This window comes from Mesorhizobium sp. M0030 (genome assembly GCF_040323695.1).
Taxonomy (GTDB): domain Bacteria; phylum Pseudomonadota; class Alphaproteobacteria; order Rhizobiales; family Rhizobiaceae; genus Mesorhizobium.
In genome coordinates this window covers 19,758-43,123 of the sequence record NZ_JAMYVE010000022.1, presented here as the reverse complement: position 1 = coordinate 43,123, position 23,366 = coordinate 19,758, and the positions used below count along the sequence as shown (strand labels likewise).

The following is a 23,366-nucleotide window of genomic DNA, read 5'->3' as shown; positions in this document are numbered from 1 at the left end:
CTCAGGCGGCTGCCGGCTGCAGCGCTGCCCTGAGCAGCATGCCGAAGAGGTCGCGCGGCTCGTCGGGATCGGCGAGCAGGTCGAGCTCCTCGTAGAGGCCGGTGGCCTGAAGCTGGTCTCTGATATAGCGCAGTGCGGAAAAATCCTCGGTGGCGAAGCCGACGGAATCGAACAAGGTGATCTGTTCCGCCGTCTTGCGGCCTTCCGCCTTGCCGGTCATCACCTGCCACAACTCGGTCACCGGATGGTCGGCGTGGAGCTGCTGGATTTCGCCCTCGATGCGCGTCTGCGGCGAGAACTCGACGAAGATGTCGGAGCGCAAAAGGATGTCGCGGTGCAGTTCCGTCTTGCCGGGGCAGTCGCCGCCGACCGCGTTGATGTGCACGCCGGAACCGACCATGTTGTCGGTCAGAATGGTGGCGGACAGCTTGTCGGCGGTCACCGTGGTGATGATGTCGACTCCTTCCACAGCATCCTGGCCGGTGGCGCAGATGGTGATGTCAAAGCCTTTGCCGGCGAGGTTGCGGGCGCATTTTTCCGAAGCCGAGCGGTCAATGTCGTAGAGCCGCAGCCGGTCGATGCCGAGCAGCGCTTTGAAGGCGACAGCCTGGAATTCGGACTGGGCGCCATTGCCGATGATGGCCATCGAGCGCGCGCCTTTCGGCGCCAGATATTTGGCCGCGACAGCGGAGGTCGCCGCGGTGCGCAGCGCCGTCAGGATCGTCATTTCGGTGAGCAGCATCGGATAGCCGGAGCCGACATCGGCGAGCACGCCGAAGGCGGTGACGGTCTGGCGCCCCTCGCGCATGTTCTTGGGATGGCCGTTGACATACTTGAAGCCGTATAGCCGGCCGTCGCTGGTCGGCATCAGTTCGATGACGCCGTCATGGCTGTGCGAGGCGATGCGCGGCGTCTTGTCGAACAGCTCCCAGCGGCGAAAATCCTCCTCGATATAGGCGGCGAGTTCGGTGAGGAACCGCTCGACGCCGATGGTCAGCACCAGCTTCATCATGCGGTCGACGCTGACGAAGGGGACGATGGCAAGGCGGGAAGGCTGGGTCATGCAATGCTTCCCGAATGGCTGCGGGTCGGGCGGTCCATGATGCGCCGGCCCATCAGGCTGGCGGCGAGGTCGACAATCAGCGTGGCGGTGCGGCCGCGCTCGTCGAGGAACGGGTTGAGCTCGACCAGATCGAGGCTGGAGACCAGGCCGCTGTCGGACAGCATCTCCATCACCAGATGCGCCTCGCGGAAGGTGGCGCCGCCGGGCACGGTGGTGCCGACGGCCGGCGCGATGGAGGGGTCGAGGAAGTCGACGTCGAGGCTGACATGCAGCAGGCCGTTTTCCTTTTCGACGATGGCCAGGAAGGCGCGCAGCAAAGGTGCAACGCCGTGCTCGTCAATGGTGCGCATGTCGTGCACGGTAACCCCCGCTTCGCTCAGCGCCCGGCGCTCCGCCGGATCGACGCTGCGCAGGCCCATGACGCAGATGTGGGCAGGGTCGACGGCGACAGGCAGGTCCGGGAAATAACCGTTGAAGCCCGGCCGGCCGCTGGCATAGGCGAGCGGCACGCCGTGCAGATTGCCGCTGACGGTGGTATCGAGCGTGTGGAAATCGGGATGTGCGTCGAGCCACAGCACGAAGAGCGGCCGGCCGCGTTCGGCGGCGCGGCGGGCTATGCCCGACACCGTGCCGGCCGATATCGCGTGGTCGCCGCCAAGGAAGATCGGCATGGCGTCTCGCGAAGCCGCATAGGCGGTCTCGGCAATTGCCGCCGTCCAGGCGGAAATCTCCGGCAGGGCCTTCAGCGCGAGATTGCCGTGGACGATTGCGCGCACGGCGGCCGGTTGCACCGCGCCCCAGTCCTCGACGTCATGGCCGAGTTCCGAGAGCACCGAGACAAGCCCGGCCGTTCGCAGCGCGCTCGGCCCCATCTCGCATCCCATCCTGCCGGCGCCGTCCTGCACCGGCGCGCCAACGATCCTGCAGCGCATGGTTCTTGTTGTCCTTGTAAATTGATTGGGCGGTTGATGCGTGGAATGAACCATCCCGGCCCGGCAGTATGAACAGGCGAAATTGGCATTTCGAGAAGAATGATTTATCAATTCGATAAGTCAGTTTGGTCAAAGTGGATAGAATCATGGACTTGCTCGACGAAAGGCTGGTCACGCTGCTCAGGCATGATGCCCGGCGCAGCATCTCCGATCTCGCGGTCGATCTCGGGGTGTCGCGCGCCACGGTCAGGGCGCGCATGGAGCGGCTGGAAAAAACGGGCGAGATCATCGGCTACACGGTGGTGCTGCGCGCCGACGCGGTCGACCAGCGGATACGCGGCGTGATGATGATCGAGATCGAGGGCCATGCCGCCGACCGCGTGGTCCGGGCGCTCGGCGGCCTCGCCGAGGTTTCGACCATTCACACCACCAATGGCCGCTGGGACCTGGTGGTCGAACTCGGAACGGCGTCGCTCACCGATTTCGACGCGGTGCTTAGGCGGATACGGCTCATCCCGGGGATAACCGGCAGCGAGACAAGTCTGCTGCTGGCAACGCCGAGGACGACAAGGGCAAGGTTGGCGTAGCCGTCCTTCCGGCCGGCGTGTTCACGCAAAGCTTTGTGACGGATCTGGCGAATGGGTCGCCTGGCTGACGAATCTCATTGGGGCCGCAGCTATCCTCCACATGACGGAGGAAGCCGGCATGACGCGAGATTGCACCAGCTTCAACGGTGCAAGGACCGGACGCTTGCCACAGGCCAAGGCTGATGGCAGGATAAAAGGCCGCAACGTGCGGCTCTGGCGGCCGTTGTGTTTCGATGGATTATGAAGCATTTTCCCAAGGTGCGGGTTCTCCTCACAATGTGCGGCAGCCTCGTTTCGCCTTGGTCGCCCTTGATTTTTCGCAATGTGCGCTTTGCCTGCCTCAGGCCGCAGGGCATTTAATTCCACGGGGTCAAGCCTCATGACAGAGATTTGTGCTCGGGCCGTCTATCGTCGGCGAAGACAAGGCATGGCGCCACAATCAGCGCCCCTGGCATTCGTGACCTGGTGAAGAATGCCGTTGCGTACCTCTCGCCCCCATGTTTCAAAACAGGTCGATAGACCCGTGAGAATGGTTTCGAAGCCTGCGGGGTTGCCCACGGTCCGGCGAGAATTCTAAAAGACGTTCACAATGACACAGCACGCAAAAGACGCACGAATTCTCATGTACAGCCACGACACGTTCGGGCTCGGCCATTTGCAGCGTTGCCGAACGATCGCTCATTCGCTGGTCGGGGATTTCCGCGGACTTCAGGTGCTAATCATTTCGGGCGCCACCATCGCCGGCGCCTTCGACTACCGCGCCCGCGTCGACTTCGTGAAGATCCCCAGCGTCATCAAGTTGCGCAACGGCGAATACACCTCGCTGGAAAAGGACATCGATCTGCATGAGACGCTCAGGATGCGGCAGTCGATTATTCGCCACACAGCCGAGAGCTTCCGGCCGGATATCTTCATCGTTGACAAGGAACCGCTGGGGCTGCGCGGAGAGATCGAGGATACGCTGTCCTACCTCAAGACGCGGGGCACCACGCTCGTGCTTGGCCTGCGCGAGGTGATGGACGCGCCGCATTTGCTCGAAGCGGAGTGGGCACGCAGGGATGTGATGCGCAAGATTGGCCTGTTCTACGACAAGGTCTGGGTCTATGGCCCGCCGGATTTCTACGATCCGTTGACCGGCCTGGACGTGCCGCCGGCGGTCAGGGCAAAGATGAAGTTCGTCGGTTTCCTGCAACGGAGCCTGCAGCAGAACCAATTGCCCGGCCACCGGCCCGAGGGCGACTATATCCTGGTTACCACCGGTGGCGGTGGTGACGGCGCCGACCTGATCCACAACGTCATCGAGGCCTATCAGCAGGATCCGCGATTGCAGCACAGGGCGCTGATCGTGCTTGGGCCTTACATGCCGGCGCGCAAGCGCAACAAGCTGGTCAGGAAAGGGGCCAAGATCCCCTATGTCAAGATCATCGAATTCGACAACCGCATGGAAGAGCTGATTGCCGGCGCCAAGGCGGTGGTGGCGATGGGCGGTTACAACACCTATTGCGAGATACTGTCTTTCGACAAGCCGGCGCTGATCGTGCCGCGCGTCACGCCGCGCGAGGAACAGCTGATCCGGGCACGGCGCGCAGCCGAACTCGGCCTCATCGAGATGCTTTTGCCCGAGGAGGCCGAGGATGCCCAACGGTTTGCCGATGCGCTGCAGGTTTTGCCGGGCCGGCCCCGCCCATCGCAGAGCAATGCGCATCTGACGCTGGAAGGGCTGCCTCATATTTCCGAAATCGTCGCGGAACTGCTCGACCGCCGGGCCGGCCATCACCTTTCGGTCATTGAAGGCATGAACTGAGTTGCAACACCGCAAGATCGTCGTGGTTCTGAAGGGCTATCCGCGGCTGTCGGAAACCTTCATCGCGCAGGAATTGCTCGGTCTCGAGCGTGCGGGGTTCGACCTGATACTTTTCGCGCTCAGGCGGCCGACCGACGCAAAACGTCATCCCGTGCATGATGAGATCAAGGCCCCCGTCCACTATCTACCGGAATATCTGCACAGAGAGCCGCTGCGCGTGGTTCGATCGCTGTTTGCCTGTCTGCCGCGGCCTGGCTTCTGGCGCGCGCTCAAATCGCTGGCTGCCGATATCCGCCGCGACTTTACCCGCAATCGCGCGCGCCGCTTCGGGCAAGCGCTGGTGCTGGCGGCCGAATGGCCGCAAGACGCGGGCTGGCTGCATGCCCATTTCGCGCACACGCCGGCATCTGTGACGCGCTATGCCAGCCAGCTTCGTGGGTTGCCCTGGAGCTGCTCAGCCCATGCCAAGGACATCTGGACCTCGGCGGACTGGGATCTGGCCGGCAAGCTTTCCTCGGCGCGCTGGACGGTCACGTGCACGAAAACCGGCTTCGACCATCTGAAAAAACTCGCCAACGGCAGTTCGTCCGTGCATCTGAGCTATCATGGGCTCGACCTTGACCGCTTCGGCAGTTTCGGCCAGGCGCGAAAACAGCGTGACGGCTCGGCGCCGGCCGAACCTGTCATCATCCTGAGCGTCGGACGCGCCGTTGAAAAGAAAGGCTACGATACGTTGCTCGAGGCTCTTGCCCTCTTGCCTGGCGATCTGGCGTGGTGTTTCGAGCATATCGGTGGCGGCGAGGAACTAAAACGGCTGAAGGCGCTGGCGCAAAGGCTCGGACTGGAGGGTCGCGTCTCCTGGAAAGGCGCGCTGGCGCAGGAGGAGGTGCTTGAGCACTACCGCAGCGCCGACATCTTCGCTTTGGCCTGTAGGATCACCGCGGATGGCGACAGGGACGGCCTGCCGAATGTTCTGGTGGAGGCGGCCAGCCAGCGCCTTGCCTGCGTGTCGACCGATATTTCCGGCGTGCCGGAGCTTTTATCGTCGGATGAAACCGGGCTGCTGATTCCCTCGGAAAACCCGACTGCCCTGGCACAGGCGCTGGAGCGCCTGATCCGCGATCCCGTCCTGCGCGCCCGCCTCGGCGACGCCGCGGAGCGGCGCGTGCGAAGCAATTTCGACCATGTGGCAGGCATTGGACAGCTCAAGGAACTGTTCGAGCGGGAGTGGCGGGTCGCCGAATGAAGCGGCTGCGCGCTTTCTTCTATGTTCAGCACCTGCTCGGCATCGGCCATCTCGCGCGCGCCAGCCGCATTGCGGCGGCTCTGGTCGATGACGGGTTCGACGTCACCGTCGTGACCGGCGGAGCGCCGATCGCGGGATTTCCGGGATCGGGTGTAAAATCCGTGACCCTGCCGCCTGTCACCTCCGGTGACGAAGGATTTTCCGGACTTGTCGACCTGCAGGGCAAAGCCATCGACGATGATTTCAAGAGGCGGCGCTCAGAGATGCTGCTGCAGGCTTTCCGGGACTACAGGCCCGACATCGTCATTATCGAGGCGTTTCCCTTTGGACGCCGGCAGATGCGTTTCGAACTCCTGCCGCTGATCGAGGCCATCGAAGCGACATCGCCCAGACCGCTGCTGGCGGCGTCCGTCCGCGACATCCTTCAGGAGCGCGTGAAGCCGAGCCGAAACGAAGAAACGGTCGATCTCGTCAACAGGCATTTCGATCTTGTCATGGTCCATGGCGATCCGGCTTTCGCAACCATCGACAAGACATTTCCGCTGGCTGGGGCGATCAGGGCCGAGGTCGCCTACACCGGGCTCGTTGCCGCGCCGCCGGCGCAAGCGGCCTCAGAGCGCTTCGACGTTCTGGTGTCGGTTGGCGGCGGGGCGGCCGGAAAGAGCCTTGTCAGATCCACCGTCGCGGCGGCGCGAAATGCCGATAACGCCTGGACATGGTGTTTGATCACCGGCCCAAACCTGCCGAAGGACGAGTTTGACGCGATTTCACGCGATGCCTCCCCACGCCTGTCCATCTTCCGGTTCCGCGAGGATTTCGCCAGCCTGCTGACCGGCGCCCGCCTGTCGGTCTCGCAGGCGGGTTACAACACGGTCTGCGATGTCATGCGCGCGGGGTGTCGCTCGCTGCTCGTTCCATTTGCAGCCGGCGGGGAAACCGAGCAGACGCGTCGCGCTCTGATGCTCGAAGAGCTCGGTCTTGCAACGGTGCTGACGGAACAGGACCTGACGCCTGAAGGTCTGGCGCATGCGATCGAGCAGGCGCTTGCCGGACCGCCGCCAGCCGCGCATCGTCTCGATCTGGAAGGGGCGCGGCGCTCGGCGCAAATCCTGTGCGAGCGCTTCAAACAGCTCCGATCAGCATGAAGCGTGTATAATTTTTTGTCGGCAATTCGCCGGAGAACCTGATCTGCCGCAGCGCCGCCATGGCTTCGAAGGCTGCAAGTGACGCCACGCAGTTGATGTGCGTCGGCTCGCTGAAATAATCGTTCGACTGCAGCAGCACGTTCGTACCCCGCGGAAGCAGGGCAAGCCAGGCGCTGAGATCGGCTATGTGTTCGCAGCTCGTATTGACCACCAGGTCAGGCCCGCCGGCGGCATAGTCGAGTGTGTACATATCTGCCGTCAGCGCTTGAAACCGCTCGCCGGCTTGCCGGTTGAGTGTCCGGGCGACCGCGCCGACTTCGGGATCGATGTCGATGCTGTCGATCGCCCCGATGTCGAAGCGGGCGTCATTGAAAAGCATCGCCGGCAATACGCCGTACCATCCACCCAGAACCCATATGCGCTCGAACCGGCCGCCGCAGCTTTCGAACAGCCTGTCGAGCGCCCACATCTTGCAGGCGACCTGCTTGTGGTTGAAGGCATTGGCGATATCGGCCTGCGGATGCTTGGCGATGACGCGCGCCAGCCCGGCCACGAGAGGGTGGTCGACATAGGCGGCAATTCCCCGCGTGAGGTCCAGGGCTTGCTCATGCCCACCCATGCCGGCATTGCGTGGTTGCGTGACATCCATCATATTCGTCTTCTATGTTGGGATTTCCGGCGACACAACGCAATCTTGCCTCTTGCCTGTTCGACTTGCGGACGCGACTGTGCCGCAAGCCGTTTCGCCATTGCCCGGAGGAGGCCGATTGAATTTGTCCGGACCATCGGCGCCCATCCGTCTGGCGCGCAGCTGCCGCTTCGAACTGGTCGATGGCAGCGAAGACATGGCCGATACACCATTCGCCAGCAGGTGCCTTTACATTCTGCATCCTTCAAACTGACAATCGCATATGGAAACCAGCCTAGCCCGCTATATCTGGACGCACACCAGGAAGCAGCAGCTCTGGATATTGATGATCGTCGTGCTTTCGATGGTCCCGTATTTCATGTCGTTCGACCTGCCGAAGCTGATCGTCAACGGCCCGATCCAGGGCAAGGGGTTCGAGCAACCGGGCGCGACCCTGCCATTCATGAGGTTGCACTATAACCTGCCGTTCATCGGCGAGGTGCAGTTCTTCTCCGGTTTTCAGCTCGACCGCACGTCGACGCTGCTTGCGCTCAGCCTTGTTTTCCTCTTGCTGGTCGTCATCAACGGCTTGTTCAAGCTCTACATCAACACTTACAAGGGCCGGCTCGGCGAACGCATGCTGCGGCGTATTCGTTTCGATCTGGTCGATCGTGTGCTGCGGTTTCCGCCGGTTTACTTCAAGCGGGTGAAATCCGCCGAAGTGGCGACCATGGTGAAGGACGAGGTGGAGCCGCTGGGCGGCTTCATTGGCGATGCCTTCCTGCAGCCGGTGCTGCTCGGCGGCCAGGCGCTGACGGCCATGCTGTTCATCATGGTCCAGAACGTCTGGCTCGGAATGATAGCGGTCGTGATCGTGGCGATCCAGATCGTGCTTATCCCGCGAATGCGGCGGCGGCTGCTCGTGCTCGGGCGCCAGCGGCAGTTGACGGCGCGCGCGCTTTCAGGCCGGGTTGGCGAAATCGTCGACGGCATCGGCGCGGTTCACGTCCACGATACGTCGAACTACGAGCGCGCCGACATAGCAGCCCGGCTCGGGCTCATCTTCAAAATCCGCTTCGATCTTTACCAATGGAAATTCATGGTAAAGTTCCTCAACAATTTTCTCGCGCAGCTCACGCCCTTTCTGTTTTACATGATCGGTGGCTATCTGGTCATCCAGGGGAGGTTGGATGTCGGCCAGCTCGTGGCCGTGATCGGCGCTTACAAGGACTTGCCCGGACCGATGAAGGAACTGATCGACTGGGATCAGGACCGGCAGGATGTCCAGGTCAAATATCAGCAGGTCGTCGAACAGTTCACCGTCGAGAATATCATCGCGCCGGAAATCGGAGCACTGACGGTCGACGATCCCGATCCGATGACCAAGCCGCTGTCGGCGGTCAGCCTGTCGATAGCAGACGATGGCGGCGCAATGCTCCTCAATCGCATCTCGCTCGAGGTCAAGCCGGGTGAGACGGTGGCTCTGGTCAGCACCGCAACAGGGGGAGCGGAGGCGCTTGCGGAAGCCTTTGCGCGGCTGACCTGGCCGGACAGCGGAAGGATCGTTTCGGGCTCCGATGACTTGCTTGATCTCCCCGAAGCCGTGACCGGCCGGCGCATGTCCTACGCTTCGTCGGATGTTTTCCTGTTCCAGGCAAGCCTGCGCGACAATTTGCTCTACGGTTTGAAGCATGCGCCGCTGACATCGGTGACATATGACGGCGCAGCGGCGGACCAGCACCGTTGGAATATCGACGAGGCGCGCCGGTCGGGCAATCCGGATCTCGATATCCGCAGCGACTGGATCAACTATGCCTCCGCCGGCGCCACCGGCCCGCACGACCTCTTCGAAGCCGTGCGCCGGGTGCTCGACGCGGTTCTTCTGTCGCGCGACATTCTGGATCTTGGCTTGCGCTCTTCGGCCGACCTCAAGCGCCACACGAAGCTTGCCGAGCGGATCGTCGAATTGCGTGCGGCGCTGCGAACCCGGTTGGAGGAAGAAGGCCTGAGCGCGCTGGTGGTTCCTTTTGAACCGGGCGCCTACAACAAGGAAGCGACGATCGGCCAGAACCTGCTCTTCGGCGCCGCGGCCGGCCCCGAACTGGCTCACAAGGCACTGGCGTCCAATCCCTATTTTGCTTCCGTGCTGAAGCAAGCCGGCCTCGACCGCACGCTCTACGAAATGGGCATGGAGATCGCCGAACAGGCGATCGAGCTGTTTGCCGACCTGCCGCCCGAACACCAGTTCTTCCAGCAGCTCGCCTTCATGAGCGCCGAGGAGATACCCGCCTACGAAACCTTGCTGCAACGGCTCAAGAATCGCCCCTACGATGCGGTTTCGGAGAACGACCGCGCCATGATGGTCACCTTAAGCTTTGCCTATATCGAGCCCCGGCATCGCTTCGGCCTGTTGACCGACGAGCTGATGAGCAAGATCATCGCTGCACGCAACCAGTTCTATGAAAACCTGCCGGCCGAGCTGGAGAAAGCTGTCGAACGGTTTGATCCTGCCAAATACATCGCCGCGGCCACCGTCATGGACAACGTCCTGTTCGGGCGTGTCGGCAACAACCATCCCGACGCGCCGGACCGTATTCGCTCCATCGTCTATGATATTCTTGACGAACTGGGACTTTATGCCGAGCTTCTGGATGTCGGCCTGGACTTCAACGTCGGCGCCGCCGGCAGGCGGCTGACCGGCGGACAGCGACAGAAGCTCGATGTTGCCCGCGCCTTGCTCAAGCGTCCCGATTTCCTCATTCTCAATCGGCCGCTGTCGGCGCTCGACCAGCGCGTGCAGGACAAAGTGTTGCGGAATGTGCTCGACGAAGCCAGACGCGACGGCCATTCGCCGGCAATTGTGTGGGTGGTGACGAATCCGGCAATGGCGGCGATGTTCGATCGGGTTGTGGTCTTTGACTCAGGCCAATTGGTGGAAGACGGAACACACGAGACACTCTTGGCGGGAAACGGTATCTTCAAGGAACTTGTGTCATAGTCTGGCAAACGCGAATTCAGGAAGGTTTGCGACAATGCTGCTCAAGGATGAAGTTGGAATGCTGCAACGCGTTCCCTTGTTCTCTGGCATCGAGCCGACAAAGCTCAAGCTGCTCGCGTTCACGTCCGATCGCGTGAACTACAGTGCCGGCCAGATTCTTTTCCGGCAGGGCGACGAGGCAGACGCCGCCTATGTCATCCTTTCGGGCAGCGCGGATATTCTGGTCGATTCCGACAATGGGCCGATCAAAGTTGCTGAATTGCTGCCAAATTCGATCGTTGGCGAGATTGCCATATTGTGCAACAGCTCCCGTACTGCCACCGTCAAAGCGGCAAGTGAGCTGGAGGCCTTGAGAATCCGCAAGGACCATTTCCTGAGGCTTATGAAGGAGTTTCCCGAAATGACCATCGAGATATTGCGGGTTCTTGCCGATAGGCTAAGCAGTACGACCGCGGACCTGATCGACGCACGAACGGCCGAGAGCGATTCACAGTTGCACTGAAGCGGCGAGCCGCTCTGTTTCTTTGTTTTGATGCAGTTTCCGGAACCGTGTCACACCTTTCCTGGAACGACTCTGGCAGCAGTTGGTTGGCTACGATGGGCGAAAGGGTGCATGGACGACGATTTCTTCCTTGTCAGGTTTTGGGGCGTGCGCGGCAGCATTGCGGTGTCGGGGCCAGAATTTGCTCGCTATGGCGGCAACACGATCTGCATCGAGATGCAATGCGGCAAGCATACGCTTCTGTTCGACGCGGGCTCCGGCTTGCGGCCTGCCGGCAGGACGCTTCGGGCGGCGGGCGTCACCGATTTCGACCTGTTTTTCACCCATTGCCATTACGATCACATCATCGGGCTGCCGGCTTTCAAGCCTATTTATGAACGAGGCATCAAAGTTACGCTTTGGTCCGGGCATCTGGCTGGACGCATGACGACGCGGCAGATGGTCGATGAATTCATTCGGCCGCCATGGTTTCCGGTGACACTCGGTGTCTGCAAGGCGAGCCTCGACTGCCGCGATTTCGCATCCGGAGACCTGCTTCGGCCACGCGAAGGAGTTGTTGTACGAACCGGTAGTCTTACCCATCCGGGCGGCTGCATCGGCTACCGGGTCGAATGGGGGGGCCGCGTCGTGGCGGTCATCACAGACACCGAGCACGAGCCGGGCAAACTCGACCAGGCGGTGCTCGGCCTGATCAGAGATGCCGACCTCGTCATTTACGACTGCACCTACACCGAGGAGGAAATGGAGCGCTACCGCGGCAACGGGCACTCGACATGGCAACAGGGCGTCAAGCTCTGCGAGGCGGCCGGCGCGCGCGGGCTTGCGCTGTTTCACCACGATCCGGCACGCACCGACGATGAGCTGGACGAGATGGAGAAACTGGCCAAGGACAGGTTTGCCGGCGCTTTTGCGGCGCGGGATGGCCAGACGCTCACATTCCCAACTTCAGTGAACAAAAAGCGCTGAGCTATTTTCCGGCGCTGCGTTCGGTCAATGTGCTGATCGGAAGCCATGCGCAGGCTTCGGTCCGCGCGGTGATCGTGAACAGCCGTTCGAGGAAAAGCCATGCCGATTCATCATGGACGAGATGGTGGGTGAGCAGGCCGACCGGTTCGCCGCCGTCGAATGCACGCTGCAATTGCGCGACGATGGCCTGAACCAACAGACCATGATCGCGGCAGCCGCGCGTGCCATGCCAATCCATGATGTCGACATTGCTGTTGATGACCGCCAAGGAAGCCGGCCTTGGCGGCCCGAACACCGACAATGCCGCAAATCCTATCGATCCGAGGTCGGGTACCAGGCCGGCGTCGATCCGGTTCCAGGGCGGCACCAGCATCGGAACCGCACGTGCGCCGTGCAGGCCTGTTACGCGCGACAGCCCGCCGGCCAGCTCATCCAGCACCACCTCGCGTGGCCGATGCGCGCCGAGCTCCTGCTTTTTTTGACCCTCGGGCGCATGATTTCGGTGCGCCCAGCCATGAATGGCGACCGTGGCATGCGGCGCCGCGTCAAGCCGGACGACAAGCGTCCCGTCGGTCCGGGCCGGAATGACGGCCAGAGTGACCGGCACCCCGAAGTCACCGGTGAGGTCGAGCAACCGATCGAGCGCCGGCGTCGGATCCACGGCGTCATCGTCGCGCAGCCAGAACTCTGCCTTGCGGCCCGCCCGTTGCCGGTGCGCCAGCTCGTCCACCAGGGGCTGCCAAATCGGGTCGGATGTCATGACAACGGGATCATCTTGAGAAGTTCCGCCAGACGGGCCTTTGCAGCACCGAGAGAGCGTTCTTCGAGAACGAAACGTCTGGCCTCTGCAGCCATGACGGTTCTTTCGTCATTGTTGGCCAGAAGCCTTGCAATTGCGGAAGCGAACGCCGCTACATCGCCTGGCGGGGTGAGAAACCCGGTCTGGCCATGCCGCACGACCTCCGGCACGCCGGCAATGTCCTGAGCCACCACCGGAAGGCCGGCGGCCTGTGCTTCAAGATAGGCAATGCCATAGGCCTCGCCGTAACCCGGCCAGACGTAGATTCCCCCGCGATAGAGGACATCCGGCACGGCGACCGGCTCAATAGCGCCAAGCCATTCGATACGGTCGGCGGGCAAGCCGGCGAATTGCGCCTTTACCTCGTCACGGGCAGGTCCGTCCCCGACGACCGACAGCGTCCAGGGGAGATGGCCGATCAACCCGAGCGCCTGCGCCAGCATGCGATAGCTCAAGACCTTGTCGCCCGGGCGCATCATGGCGACGGTCACGAGGCGCGTCGGATAATCCAGTACCGGCATTTCGTGGAATGCCGATGTGTCGATGAAGGGTGAAAGCATACCGAGAGCGGCGTGGGGAACAGCATCCGCCAGCCCCTGGCGATCCCTTTGCGTGAAGCAGATGTTCAGCGCCGCCTGCTCGATGGCTCGCGCCACCAATGCCTGGCTATCGGCCCACGAACCGGCGTTGCGCCGTTCGGAATAGGAGGCTTCGGCCGTCACATAGGGGATGGCAAAGGCCAACGCCAGCTCGGGCCCGATCAGGTCGGGCGCCTTGTAGTAGGGATGATAGGAGAACCAGAGATCGGGCTTGCCGTCACGGTCCCAAAGCCTTGTCAGTCGCGCGGCTTCGTCCCGGGCCTCGATCATGAGCGCATCGAAACTTTTCGGTTCCGGCTGGCGTAGATAGAAGCGCAACTCCGATGCCAGTTCGACGCTATGCCCGCCATGCTGCAGCGCCTGGACCAGCATCCGTGCCATCTGGCGGTCGCCGGAGACAACGGGATGATTGGGCGACTTCAGCGGGGCGTAGAAGGCAATTCGCATCGCGCGATCCTATCATCGCAAAGCCTGCCCAAGTCAATTTCGAGGCATGATCGACTTCACCTTCAAGCGCTGGAATGTGCTATCTGATGCTTATGGAAACAGCTGTCGCGTCCGACCCGTTCGTCGCTTCTTTGCCGGTCTTCGCAAAGTTCGAAAGCGTTGCCGATATCGACAACTATCGGCCTCTCCCCGATGGCTGGGCGCTGGCCACCGCCGACATCGTCGGCTCGACCAAGGCGATCGAGGCCGGGCGCTACAAAACCGTCAATATGGCCGGCGCCAGCGTCATTTCGGCGCTGCTCAATGCACTGGGCCGGCAAGATCTTCCCTTCGTCTTCGGCGGCGACGGCGCGCTCGTGGCGTTTCCCGGCTCGGCGCTGGAGATCGCCCGTAACGCGCTGGCTTCTGTCCAGAGATGGGTGGCGGACGAACTGGACCTGACCTTGCGTGCCGCAATCGTGCCGATAAAGGACATAAGAGCGCAAGGCCTCGACGTTCGCGTGGCGAGGTTCCAGGCCTCCGAAGCAGCCTTCTATGCCATGTTCGCCGGCGGCGGCGGCAGTTGGGCGGAAGCCGAAATGAAAGCCGGGCGCTACCGCGTCGACCCCGCCCCGGCCGGCGCGCGGCCGGATCTGACCGGCCTCTCCTGCCGCTGGAACCCGATCGAAGCCCGGCATGGCGAAATTGTCTCGATCATAGCCGTGCCCGGGGCATCGCGCGACTTGCGTGGTTTCCAGTTTCTGGCTTCCGACATCATCACCCTTGCCGGCAGGCAGGAGCGCGATGGCCACCCGGTGCCGGTGGACGGTCCGGCCTATAGTCTCTTGCCCGCCGGTCTCGATGTCGAGGCACGGGCCACGGCGCCGCCGGGGCGGCGGTGGCTGGCCAAGCTGTGGGTGATCTTCCTGATGACGCTTACGGCCGTCACCGACAAATTGGGCTGGACGATCGGCGGTTTCGATCCGAAGGTCTACAAGCGCGAGGTGGCCAGCAATTCGGATTTCCGCAAGTTCGACGACGGCTTAAAGATGACCATCGACGTCGACGCGGATGTGTTGCAGCGGATCGAGAACCGGCTGAAACAAGCGGAAGAGGCCGGCATCTGCAACTATGGCCTGCACCGCCAGAAGTCGGCCTTGATGACATGCCTCGTCATCTCGCCGCTGCAGCGCGATCATGTTCACTTCATCGATGGCGCCGCCGGCGGCTATGCAATGGCTGCCGCAAGCCTGAAGGCGAAGGCGCCGGTCTGATGACGGCTTGGGGAATCGATTTTCCGCAATGCGCCGCGGCCATGGTTCTTGGGACCCGGCGAGCCCAACGGTGCCTGAGCCGACCAATTATTTGCGCGATGTCAGGATCGGGATTGCACTTCGCCGGCAGCCTCGCCACATAGTGTTGCAGGTGATTTGTGCGGTCGACGTCTGCTTGCTTCCTGCAAGGACAGTCATTCGGGATATTCTTCGCCGGCTTCTGCCCCCGAAGCCGGCTTCATTGACTTCGAGAATTTTGCGGATCAAAGGAGATGGCTCGTCTTCGACGGGTTTCGAGATAGCATGAGCACAGCGCAAGCAGAAATTTCCAACATTCTCATGGATAAGGTTGCCGATTGGCTGACCCAATCGGCGCTGGCGGGCGACGACCTGGAAACATTGGTCAAGGGTTTTTGTGAACGGCTGGCTGCTGCCGGCCTGCCGCTGAAGCGGGTGCATTTGAGCTTTTCGATGCTGCATCCGCTTTATGACGCGCTCGGTTTCACCTGGATTCGCGGCCAAGGCCTGGAAGTGGAAGGCTTCCGGAGTGAGAACGGCGTCCATTCCGACAGATTCCTGACCAGCCCATACTACCATCTGCTCAGCAACAAGCTCGACCATCTGCGGCGCCGGCTCGACCCGTCGGTGCGGTCGGAGTTTCCTGTTTTCGATGAGCTCAGGCTTATGGGCGTCACCGATTACATGGCTTTCGTCCATCCCTTCAACGGCGATACAAGTCAGGGCATGTTGGGGTCCTGGTCCACCGACAGTGCTTCAGGCTTCAGCGACAGCATGATTTCGGCGCTGCTGCGGATCCAGAACCATCTCGCTATAGCAAGCAAGATGGCGGTGCTCACCAAGCTCGCCGACAACATGATGACCACGTATCTCGGCGGTGACGCCGGCAGGCGCGTGCTGGACGGCCAGATCAAGCGCGGCGAGGGCGATACAATCCGGGCCGCGCTGGTGATGGGCGATATGCGCGGGTCGACAAGGCTCGCCGAAACCTCCGGCCGCGAAGTCTATATCGATACGCTGAACCAGTTTTTCGATGCCATCGCAGCACCTTTCAATCGCAAAGGCGGGCAGATCATGAGTTTCCTGGGGGATGGATTCATTGCCGTCTACCCCTGCGAAAGGCACCGCGCGCAGTCAGAGATCGCCTGCCAGGCTGCTCTTGCGGCTGCGCACAAGGCCAGCATGCGCATGATGGAGCTCAATCTGCGCAGAAAAGAGCAAGGACTGGGCGACATAAAATTTGGTATCGGCCTGCATGTCGGCAATGTGATGTTCGGCAATGTCGGGCTTACCGACCGACTCACATTCTCCGTCTTCGGCTCGGCTGTAAACGAGGTCCAGCGTCTCCAGACCCTGACTAAGAAATATCCGCACAGCGTTCTCGCCAGCAAGGACTTCGCCGGCTATTGCGGGGCCAACAGCTGGCTGACGCTCGGCGAGGAGGAACTGGCGGGCAGCAAGCAGAAGCTGACGGTGCTTTCACCCGATCTGTCGGGTGCTCTCGCACTCGATGAAGACGCTGCGCTGCAGCCGTTTCACGATCGGATATCGGACGCCGAGCAGGTCATGCTACTTCATCGCGATGCCGCGCGGCTGTCGGCGGGCGACCGGAGGAAGCTCCAGTAGTCACCACCATCCGATCTGGACGCCCTGGTATGCTGTCCGGCCGCCGGTCGCCGGGGAATTCGTTTCGAATCCAAGTTGCTCTGCGCTGACAATGCGCTAGTCTTGCTTTTTGGGGCCGGTCGGGAGGCGCCAGATTGGGGCTGGTGTGGGAATGGATGCAGGCGTTGATCTGCTGCGGATCGAGGATGTTGGCATCTCTTTTGCCATTGTCGGGGGACCGTTGCATGCCGTCAGGCGGGCAAATCTTCGCGTCCTGCCCGGCAAGGTCACCGCGCTTGTCGGTGAGTCCGGTTCCGGAAAATCGGTTCTCAGCCAGGCCGTGATGGGCATTTTGCCGAACACGGCCCATGTTCGCGGCCGTATCCTGTTTTCCGATCCCAAAAAGCCCGGCACGACGCAGGATATCCTGCAGATGCCGCGAGACGGACCCGAAATCCGGGCGTTGAGAGGCAGCCGCATCGGCAAGATCTTTCAGGAGCCGATGACATCGCTGTCGCCGCTGCACACGATCGGCAACCAGGTCAGCGAATCCCTGCAGATTCATACGCACATGGACCGGACGGAGCGCAAGGCACGGACCGAGGAAATGCTCGGCCTCGTCGGGTTTCCCAATCCCAAGCGCGCCTACGACATGTATCCGTTCGAACTTTCGGGAGGATTGCGGCAACGCGCTATGATCGCCATGGCGCTTATCTGCCGGCCCGCTCTGTTGATCGCCGATGAGCCGACGACGGCGTTGGACGTCACCATCCAGGCGCAAATCCTGCAATTGCTTCGTGGACTCCAGACCAAGCTCAACATGGCAATGCTGCTGATCACACACGACCTCGGCGTGGTTGCCAATGTCGCCGACGAGGTGGTGGTCATGTACCATGGCGAGATCATGGAAGCGGGCCCTGTGGAGGCAATATTCCGCCGGCCAGGCCACCCTTACCTGAAGGGCCTGATGGCAGCCGTCCCGCATTTCGACCTGAAACCTGGCGAAAGGCTGAAGGCGCTCCGCGAGGTGCCGGTGAATGTCGGGACCCTGCTGGGCAAGCAGACGGCGCCGGAAGCGAAGGGGCCGGACGACATTCTGCTGTCGGTCAGGGATCTGAAAAAGGTCTACACCATCCGCAACTCCGGATGGTTCGGCGGGAGCCATCAGACCTCAGTTCGCGCCGTGGACGGCGTCAGCTTCGACATCAGGCGAGGTGAGTGCCTGGGCCTGGTTGGCGAAAGCGGCTGCGGCAAAACCACCGTCAGCAAGATCCTGATGCGGGCCGTCACCCCTACCGGCGGCTCCGTGATCTTCAACGGCCGCGACGGACCGATCGACGTCCTGGAAGCCGAGGGAGACGCTCTGCGCTTGCTGCGCGCGAAACTCCAGATGGTCTTCCAGGATCCGGTTTCGTCGCTTTCGCCTCGCATGACGGTGGAAAACATCTTGAGCGAGCCCCTGGAAATCCATCAACGTGGCAATGCCGCGTCCCGGCTAGCCACGGTCAAGAGCCTGATGCAGGCAATCGGGCTCGATCCGCGCTTCATCCAGCGTTATCCCCACAGCTTCTCCGGCGGGCAGCGTCAGCGTATCGGCATCGCGCGCGCGTTGGCGCTGGGGCCTGAACTGCTGATCTGCGACGAGCCGGTTTCGGCGCTCGATGTCTCCGTGCAGGCGCAGATCCTGAACCTTCTGAAGGACCTGCAGAAGGAACTGGGCCTGACCTACCTGTTCATATCCCACAATCTGGCGGTGGTGGACTACATGGCGGACCGCATCGCTGTGATGTGCGGCGGGCGTATCGTCGAGCTTGCGCCGCGCGAAATTCTGCTCAGGAAACCGATCCACCCCTACACGCGCTCACTGCTCGCCGCAGTCCCTTTCCCCGATCTCGACCGGCCCATGGATTTCAAGACGCTGAAGCTCGGCGGCGCTTCCGACACCAGCGCATGGGGCCCGCAATTCCGCGACGAGGGCGAAGAGGATATGCTGTCGCCGCTCGATCTCGGCGGCGGCCATCTCGTGCTGGCCCGACGTTCGGCCGATGTCAGCGAGTTACGCCATTGATCAGCCGCCGCATTGTCCTTGGTCTCATGGCTTCGGCATTTCTGCCGGGCACGGCGCGCGCCGGCGATCTGGAGCCGGATTTTCTTCAGCCGCAGCTGAAAGCCAGGGCTCTGCCGCCACTCGCGGAGCGCCTGCCCAAGAGCCCGCGCGCGTTGAACCTCGCGGCGATGGGCCGGCAGCCCGGCCAGTATGGCGGCACGCTGCGTACGATCATCGGCAGCCAGAAAGATATCCGGATGATGACGATCTACGGGTATTCCCGGCTGGTCGGCTATGACGAAAAGCTTAACTTTCAGGCCGACATTCTCGAAAGTTTCGACGTAAAGGATGATCGCGTCTTCACGTTCAAGATTCGTGAAGGCCATAAATGGTCAGACGGCAGCCTGCTGACGCCGGAGGATTTTCGTTATTGCTGGGAAGATGTCTGGCTGAACGATGAGCTTTCGCAAGGGGGGCTCGCCCCTGCCCTGCTGGCGGACGGCAAGCCGCCACGTTTCGAGATCGTCGATCCGTTGACGGTCCGCTACAGTTGGGACGCGCCCAATCCCGACTTCCTGCCCAAACTTGCCGCTGCTTCGCCGACACCGCTTGTTTTGCCAGCCGCCTATCTCAAGCAGTTCCACAAGAAATATCAGGATCCATTCCGGCTCGCCGGCCTGATGAAGGAGAACCGGACCGCAAAATGGACGCTGCTGCACATCCGCATGTCGCGGCAGTATCGCCCGGAGAACCCGGATCTGCCGACACTCGACCCCTGGCAGAACCGGACCAAGCCGCCGGCCGAGCAGTTCATCTTCGAGCGCAACCCGTTCTTTCATCGAACAGACGAGAACGGCCGGCAACTGCCCTATGTCGACCGGATCATCATGAATGTCAGCTCGTCGGCGATCATCTCCGCCAAGACCGGTGCGGGCGAGAGCGACCTGCAATGCATGGGAATCGACTTCAGCGATTACTCCTTCCTGAAGGACGCGGAGAAGCGCTACCCGGTGAAGATGCATCTGTGGAAACGCACACAGGGTTCGCGGCTGGCGCTCATGCCCAATCTGAATTGTGCCGACCCGGTGTGGCGTGGCCTTTTGCGTGACGTGCGCGTGCGCCGCGCACTTTCGCTCGCTGTGGACCGGCGCGAGATCAACATGGCCGTCTTCTACGGATTGGCGCAGGAAAGCGCCGATACGGTCTTGCCGGAGAGCCCGCTCTACCGGCCGGAATTCGCGAAAGCCTGGGTCGCCCACGATCCCGACCAGGCCAATGCACTGCTTGACGAGGTCGGGCTTCAGGCCCGTGACGACGACGGCCTGCGGCTACTTCCCGATGGACGCCCGGCGCAGATCATCGTGGAAACGGCCGGCGAAAGCACGCTGGAAACCGATGCGCTCGAACTCATCACCGATCACTGGCGCAAGATAGGCATCGCTTTGTTCATCCGGACTTCGCAGCGCGACATCTTCCGCAGCCGCGCGCTTGGCGGCCAGATCCTGATGTCGATGTCGTCGGGCATCGACAATGGCGTGCCGACCGCCGACATGAATCCATACCAGCTGGCCCCCACCATCGACGACCAGCTGCAATGGCCGCTCTGGGGCGCTTACTATCTGTCGCATGGCAAGATGGGTGAGGCGCCCGATGTTCCTGAAGTGGTCGAGTTGATGGCCTTGCTCAAGCGCTGGAACGGGTCGACCGAATCCAGCGAGCGCGCCGAAATCTGGAACTCGATGCTGTCGATCTACACCGATCAGGTGTTCTCTATCGGTACGGTGAACGAAACACTTCAGCCGATTCTGGTATCCTCGCGGCTGCGCAACCTGCCTGACAAAGCACTCTACGGCTACGACCCGACCTCCTATTTCGGTGTCTATTTGCTGGACACATTCTGGCTTGGAGGCTCCTGAGCGTGCTTCGATATCTTGTCTGGCGCATCGCCGTGATGGTTCCAACGCTGCTGGTCATATCGGCGCTGGTGTTCACCATCATCGAACTTCCACCGGGCGATTATTTCGACAGCTATGTCGCCGAGCTTCGGGCCCAGGGCGAAGCGGTGGATTCCGACCGCATCCAGATGATGCGCAAGGAATATGGTTTCGACCAGCCGCCGGTCATTCGCTACTTCTACTGGGTGGGCGGGATGCTGCACGGCGATTTCGGCTATTCCTTCGAATATGAGCTGCCGGTTCGCGACGTCGTCGGCGACCGAATGTGGCTGACCGTGCTGGTTTCCTTCGTCACGATCATCTTCACCTGGCTCATCGCCTTTCCGATCGGCATGTACTCCGCCACGCATCAATACAGCTGGGGCGACTACGGCCTGACTTTCTTCGGCCTTCTCGGCCTTGCCGTTCCGAATTTCATGCTGGCGCTGATCCTGATGTATTTCGCCAACATCTGGTTCGGCACCTCCATCGGCCATCTCATGGACCAGCAATATCTCGGCGAGCCGATGAGCTGGGCCAAGGCGAAGTCGATCCTCGCCCATCTCTGGATCCCGGTCCTGATCATCGGCACCGGCGGCACGGCGAGCATGATCCGGCGGCTGCGCGCCAATCTGCTCGACGAACTGCACAAGCAATATGTCGTGACGGCGCGCGCCAAGGGCCTTCATCCGTTCAAGGCGCTGGTCAAATATCCGCTGCGCATGGCGCTCAACTTCTTCATTTCCGACATCGGCTCGATCCTGCCGGCCATCATCTCCGGCGCTGAGATCACGGCTATCGTTCTGTCTTTGGAAACGACCGGGCCGATGCTGATCAAGGCGCTGCAAAGCCAGGATATGTATCTGGCAGGGTCATTCCTGATGTTCCTCGCCTTCCTGACGGTTATCGGCGTGCTGATTTCCGACCTGGCGCTGGCGCTGCTTGATCCACGAATTCGTTTGCAGGGTGGCAGCACCAAATGAAGCAGGACTCGCCGCTGCCCGCTCCGGGTGCTCCACTGCAACACTACATTTGCAGCGCGCCCTTCGATCTGCAGTCGGTCGAGGCGATGACGCCGGAGCAATCGAAGGTCTTTCAGGCATCGCAGTTGCGGCTGATGTGGTGGAAATTCCGCAAACACCGGCTTGCGCTTATATCCGGCATATTCCTGGCAGTGCTGTATTTAGGGATACTGATCTGCGAGTTTCTGGCGCCCTACAATCTGCACTCGCGCAACATGGACTACATCTATGCGCCGCCGCAGCACGTGCACCTGTTCCACAATGGCGAGTTCGTCGGGCCGTTCGTCTATGGCCGCCAGATGACGCTGGATATGGACACGCTCAAGCGGAACTACATCGAGAACCACGACGACGTTCAGCGGCTCCGTTTCTTCTGCCAGGGCGACACTTATCGGTTCTGGGGCCTGATCGAAGGTGACAGGCATTTTGTCTGTCCTGCCGAAAACGGGCAGCTGTTTCTGGCCGGCACCGACAGGCTGGGGCGCGACGTGCTCTCGCGCATGATCTATGGCGCACGCATTTCACTGACTATCGGCCTCGTCGGCATCAGTTTCAGCTTCCTGCTCGGCATCGTCATCGGCGGGCTGGCCGGCTATCACGGCGGTATCTTCGACCTGATCGTCCAACGGATAATCGAAGTCCTGCAATCGATTCCCAGCATTCCGCTATGGCTGGCCCTGGCGGCGATCATGCCGATAACCTGGAGTCCGATCCTGATCTATTTCGGCATCACCGTCATCCTCGGGCTGCTCGACTGGACCGGACTGGCGCGGGCCGTGCGTTCAAAGCTTCTGGCCTTGCGCGAGGAGGATTACGTTCTGGCCGCGCAGTTGATGGGCGCCGGGAGCAGCCGCATCATCAGGCGGCATCTCATTCCCGGCTTCATGTCGCATCTGATCGCGACGGCGACGCTCTCCATCCCTGGCATGATCCTGGGCGAAACGGCGCTGAGCTTCCTCGGGCTCGGCCTGAGGGCGCCGATAACCAGCTGGGGCATCCTGCTCACCGAGGCGCGCAGCGTCAGCGTGATCGCGTTCTATCCATGGCTGCTTTTGCCGATGCTGCCGGTCATCCTCGTCATCATGGCGTTCAACTTCCTCGGCGACGGCTTGCGGGACGCCGCAGACCCCTACAAGTGATATCGCTGTTCCACCGCGCGGCCTGCCGAACACTCCACCCGGTATGACGCTTGTCGGCGGCCGGTTGCGTTATTGCAGGGTTCGTCGTTCGCCTTTATATGCAGCAAGCCTCGATCGGGGCTGCTGGTTCAGGACACACAATCGCATATGAGTCGCCTCGATAATTTCATCAGCAGGATGACCGCGCAGCGCGACATTCTCAATCGAATCTGCCCCGAGGTGGCGAAGATGGAGGGGCTTGTGCTTGAGCTCGGCCTCGGCAATGGCCGGACATTCCACCATCTGCGCGAGCTTCTGCCCGGGCGCCGGATCGTGGTGTTCGACCGCGAAGTTGGCGCGCACACTAGCTCAATTCCCGAAGCTGAAAACCTAGTGCTCGGCGAAATACGCGAGACGGGCCGCAAGTTCATTGGCATCGAAGCCGCCCTTGTTCATGCCGACATTGGCACCGGCTATGACGATCGCGATGCAGTGACCGCTACCTGGCTTCCCGATCTGATTGCGAGCCTGCTTCGCGTCGGCGGCTTCGCGGTCAGTGGCACGCCGCTCGATCACCCGCTGCTGCAACACCTCCCGGCGCCCACTTCGGAGCCCGCCGACCGTTATTTCCTCTGCAAGCGCGTGTGAGCGGT

Annotated in this window: 19 protein-coding genes; 14 read left to right on the top strand and 5 right to left on the bottom strand. The window is 61.7% G+C overall.

The genetic code is table 11. The features are described from left to right. Position 1: 1 nt before the first annotated feature. Positions 2-1,063 (bottom strand): ornithine cyclodeaminase, encoded by a 1,062-nt coding sequence (gene ocd / locus NKJ80_RS29485; RefSeq protein ID WP_023692901.1) that lies wholly within the window; start codon positions 1,061-1,063, stop codon positions 2-4. After that, positions 1,060-1,995: an arginase gene (gene rocF / locus NKJ80_RS29480; protein WP_023816116.1), complete on the bottom strand. Its 936-nt coding sequence runs from the start codon at positions 1,993-1,995 to the stop codon at positions 1,060-1,062. The genes ocd and rocF overlap by 4 nt, the downstream gene beginning before the upstream one ends. Positions 1,996-2,141: 146 nt before the next feature. Here rocF and NKJ80_RS29475 point away from each other — a divergent pair, with 146 nt between their 5' ends. The 4 genes from NKJ80_RS29475 (at position 2,142) to NKJ80_RS29460 (ending at position 6,777) form a co-directional block, all read left to right on the top strand. Continuing rightward, entirely contained in the window at positions 2,142-2,582 is a 441-nt protein-coding gene (locus tag NKJ80_RS29475) for an Lrp/AsnC family transcriptional regulator (protein WP_023685065.1), read from the top strand. Between the two features lie 589 nt (positions 2,583-3,171). Continuing rightward, positions 3,172-4,386 (top strand): glycosyltransferase family protein, encoded by a 1,215-nt coding sequence (locus tag NKJ80_RS29470; protein WP_023752843.1) that lies wholly within the window; start codon positions 3,172-3,174, stop codon positions 4,384-4,386. 1 nt (position 4,387) lies between these two features. Then, positions 4,388-5,632, top strand: coding sequence for a glycosyltransferase (locus NKJ80_RS29465; RefSeq protein ID WP_352498843.1), 1,245 nt, complete (start codon positions 4,388-4,390; stop codon positions 5,630-5,632). Then, a complete protein-coding gene (locus tag NKJ80_RS29460; protein ID WP_352498842.1) occupies positions 5,629-6,777 on the top strand; it encodes a glycosyltransferase family protein in 1,149 nt (382 codons plus the stop codon). The genes NKJ80_RS29465 and NKJ80_RS29460 overlap by 4 nt, the downstream gene beginning before the upstream one ends. On the opposite strand, the gene NKJ80_RS29455 is transcribed toward NKJ80_RS29460, so the two are convergent. Continuing rightward, on the bottom strand, positions 6,755-7,426 hold the full coding sequence (locus tag NKJ80_RS29455; RefSeq protein ID WP_081726163.1) for a class I SAM-dependent methyltransferase: 672 nt from the start codon (positions 7,424-7,426) through the stop codon (positions 6,755-6,757). The genes NKJ80_RS29460 and NKJ80_RS29455 overlap by 23 nt on opposite strands. 262 nt (positions 7,427-7,688) lie before the next feature. Between NKJ80_RS29455 and NKJ80_RS29450 the strand changes: the two genes are divergently transcribed. The 3 genes from NKJ80_RS29450 to NKJ80_RS29440 all read left to right on the top strand — a co-directional run bounded on the left by NKJ80_RS29450 (position 7,689) and on the right by NKJ80_RS29440 (position 11,871). Beyond that, positions 7,689-10,403 (top strand): ABC transporter transmembrane domain-containing protein, encoded by a 2,715-nt coding sequence (locus NKJ80_RS29450; RefSeq protein ID WP_023706793.1) that lies wholly within the window; start codon positions 7,689-7,691, stop codon positions 10,401-10,403. A gap of 34 nt (positions 10,404-10,437) precedes the next feature. After that, the gene (locus NKJ80_RS29445) at positions 10,438-10,905 is read left to right on the top strand and encodes a cyclic nucleotide-binding domain-containing protein (protein ID WP_023672144.1); all 468 of its coding nucleotides are present in this window, start codon (positions 10,438-10,440) and stop codon (positions 10,903-10,905) included. Positions 10,906-11,016: 111 nt separating this feature from the next. Further along, positions 11,017-11,871, top strand: coding sequence for an MBL fold metallo-hydrolase (locus tag NKJ80_RS29440; RefSeq protein ID WP_023692895.1), 855 nt, complete (start codon positions 11,017-11,019; stop codon positions 11,869-11,871). Position 11,872: 1 nt separating this feature from the next. Here NKJ80_RS29440 and NKJ80_RS29435 read toward each other — a convergent pair whose 3' ends face one another. Continuing rightward, positions 11,873-12,631 carry a polysaccharide deacetylase family protein gene (locus NKJ80_RS29435; RefSeq protein ID WP_352498841.1) on the bottom strand — a complete coding sequence of 253 codons (759 nt, stop codon included), beginning with the start codon at positions 12,629-12,631 and terminating at the stop codon, positions 11,873-11,875. Then, complete coding sequence (locus tag NKJ80_RS29430; RefSeq protein WP_352498840.1) at positions 12,628-13,716, bottom strand: glycosyltransferase family 4 protein; 1,089 nt, start codon at positions 13,714-13,716, stop codon at positions 12,628-12,630. Before NKJ80_RS29430 ends, NKJ80_RS29435 begins: the two co-directional genes overlap by 4 nt. Positions 13,717-13,790: 74 nt before the next feature. Between NKJ80_RS29430 and NKJ80_RS29425 the strand changes: the two genes are divergently transcribed. The 7 genes from NKJ80_RS29425 to NKJ80_RS29395 all read left to right on the top strand — a co-directional run bounded on the left by NKJ80_RS29425 (position 13,791) and on the right by NKJ80_RS29395 (position 23,361). Then, positions 13,791-14,969: a DUF3095 domain-containing protein gene (locus NKJ80_RS29425; protein ID WP_027050460.1), complete on the top strand. Its 1,179-nt coding sequence runs from the start codon at positions 13,791-13,793 to the stop codon at positions 14,967-14,969. A gap of 303 nt (positions 14,970-15,272) precedes the next feature. Continuing rightward, the gene (locus NKJ80_RS29420) at positions 15,273-16,613 is read left to right on the top strand and encodes an adenylate/guanylate cyclase domain-containing protein (RefSeq protein ID WP_023672139.1); all 1,341 of its coding nucleotides are present in this window, start codon (positions 15,273-15,275) and stop codon (positions 16,611-16,613) included. A gap of 151 nt (positions 16,614-16,764) precedes the next feature. Next, the gene (locus NKJ80_RS29415) at positions 16,765-18,660 is read left to right on the top strand and encodes an ABC transporter ATP-binding protein (protein WP_023710305.1); all 1,896 of its coding nucleotides are present in this window, start codon (positions 16,765-16,767) and stop codon (positions 18,658-18,660) included. Beyond that, a complete protein-coding gene (locus tag NKJ80_RS29410; RefSeq protein WP_352498839.1) occupies positions 18,657-20,555 on the top strand; it encodes an ABC transporter substrate-binding protein in 1,899 nt (632 codons plus the stop codon). The genes NKJ80_RS29415 and NKJ80_RS29410 overlap by 4 nt, the downstream gene beginning before the upstream one ends. Before the next feature lie 2 nt (positions 20,556-20,557). Continuing rightward, entirely contained in the window at positions 20,558-21,556 is a 999-nt protein-coding gene (locus tag NKJ80_RS29405; protein WP_352498838.1) for an ABC transporter permease, read from the top strand. Continuing rightward, a complete protein-coding gene (locus NKJ80_RS29400; protein WP_352498837.1) occupies positions 21,553-22,734 on the top strand; it encodes an ABC transporter permease in 1,182 nt (393 codons plus the stop codon). The genes NKJ80_RS29405 and NKJ80_RS29400 overlap by 4 nt, the downstream gene beginning before the upstream one ends. A gap of 147 nt (positions 22,735-22,881) precedes the next feature. Then, entirely contained in the window at positions 22,882-23,361 is a 480-nt protein-coding gene (locus NKJ80_RS29395; protein ID WP_023672134.1) for a class I SAM-dependent methyltransferase, read from the top strand. Positions 23,362-23,366: the final 5 nt, after the last annotated feature.

What these genes read in the sequence shown, in the direction of transcription:
- ocd (WP_023692901.1), bottom strand. Translation starts at nt 1,063, where the DNA reads ATGACCCAGCCTTCCCGCCTTGCCATCGTCCCCTTCGTCAGCGTCGAC.
- rocF (WP_023816116.1), bottom strand. Translation starts at nt 1,995, where the DNA reads ATGCGCTGCAGGATCGTTGGCGCGCCGGTGCAGGACGGCGCCGGCAGG.
- NKJ80_RS29475 (WP_023685065.1), top strand. Translation starts at nt 2,142, where the DNA reads ATGGACTTGCTCGACGAAAGGCTGGTCACGCTGCTCAGGCATGATGCC.
- NKJ80_RS29470 (WP_023752843.1), top strand. Translation starts at nt 3,172, where the DNA reads ATGACACAGCACGCAAAAGACGCACGAATTCTCATGTACAGCCACGAC.
- NKJ80_RS29460 (WP_352498842.1), top strand. Translation starts at nt 5,629, where the DNA reads ATGAAGCGGCTGCGCGCTTTCTTCTATGTTCAGCACCTGCTCGGCATC.
- NKJ80_RS29455 (WP_081726163.1), bottom strand. Translation starts at nt 7,426, where the DNA reads ATGGATGTCACGCAACCACGCAATGCCGGCATGGGTGGGCATGAGCAA.
- NKJ80_RS29450 (WP_023706793.1), top strand. Translation starts at nt 7,689, where the DNA reads ATGGAAACCAGCCTAGCCCGCTATATCTGGACGCACACCAGGAAGCAG.
- NKJ80_RS29445 (WP_023672144.1), top strand. Translation starts at nt 10,438, where the DNA reads ATGCTGCTCAAGGATGAAGTTGGAATGCTGCAACGCGTTCCCTTGTTC.
- NKJ80_RS29440 (WP_023692895.1), top strand. Translation starts at nt 11,017, where the DNA reads ATGGACGACGATTTCTTCCTTGTCAGGTTTTGGGGCGTGCGCGGCAGC.
- NKJ80_RS29435 (WP_352498841.1), bottom strand. Translation starts at nt 12,631, where the DNA reads ATGACATCCGACCCGATTTGGCAGCCCCTGGTGGACGAGCTGGCGCAC.
- NKJ80_RS29430 (WP_352498840.1), bottom strand. Translation starts at nt 13,716, where the DNA reads ATGCGAATTGCCTTCTACGCCCCGCTGAAGTCGCCCAATCATCCCGTT.
- NKJ80_RS29425 (WP_027050460.1), top strand. Translation starts at nt 13,791, where the DNA reads ATGTGCTATCTGATGCTTATGGAAACAGCTGTCGCGTCCGACCCGTTC.
- NKJ80_RS29420 (WP_023672139.1), top strand. Translation starts at nt 15,273, where the DNA reads ATGAGCACAGCGCAAGCAGAAATTTCCAACATTCTCATGGATAAGGTT.
- NKJ80_RS29415 (WP_023710305.1), top strand. Translation starts at nt 16,765, where the DNA reads ATGGATGCAGGCGTTGATCTGCTGCGGATCGAGGATGTTGGCATCTCT.
- NKJ80_RS29400 (WP_352498837.1), top strand. Translation starts at nt 21,553, where the DNA reads ATGAAGCAGGACTCGCCGCTGCCCGCTCCGGGTGCTCCACTGCAACAC.
- NKJ80_RS29395 (WP_023672134.1), top strand. Translation starts at nt 22,882, where the DNA reads ATGAGTCGCCTCGATAATTTCATCAGCAGGATGACCGCGCAGCGCGAC.